This is a genomic window from Alkalicoccobacillus porphyridii (genome assembly GCF_007293315.1).
In the GTDB taxonomy this organism is placed as follows: Bacteria; Bacillota; Bacilli; order Bacillales; family Bacillaceae_D; genus Alkalicoccobacillus; species Alkalicoccobacillus porphyridii.
The window spans coordinates 1-247 of the sequence record NZ_VLXZ01000364.1 but is presented as its reverse complement, the minus strand read 5'-3'; the positions used below and the strand labels follow the sequence as shown (position 1 = coordinate 247).

Here is a 247-nt window from a genome sequence, read left to right as displayed (position 1 = left end):
GATACCAATACCGTAAATCACCACATCAGCCTGAAGCGTTTCCCCACTTTGCAGCGTCAGTTCTACTTTTTCACCATCGACCACATGTTCAATGGCATTATTGAGCAGAATGCGCACACCAGCCTGCTGGTGGCGCTGTAAAAGATAGCGTTGCACGGGCGGTGGTGCATTACGGCCCATGACGGTTGCCGCCAGTTCAATCACTGTCACCTTACATCTGCGCTGCGTGGCGCTGGCAGCCAGTTCC

1 protein-coding gene is annotated in these 247 nt (G+C 53.8%); it reads right to left on the bottom strand.

Translation table 11 applies throughout. The features are described 5' to 3' along the window. Nucleotides 1–243, bottom strand: a 243-nt coding sequence (locus FN960_RS24610) for an FAD-dependent oxidoreductase (RefSeq protein ID WP_260682110.1), incomplete at its 3' end; no start/stop codon positions are given. Between the last annotated feature and the right edge of the window lie 4 nt (nt 244–247).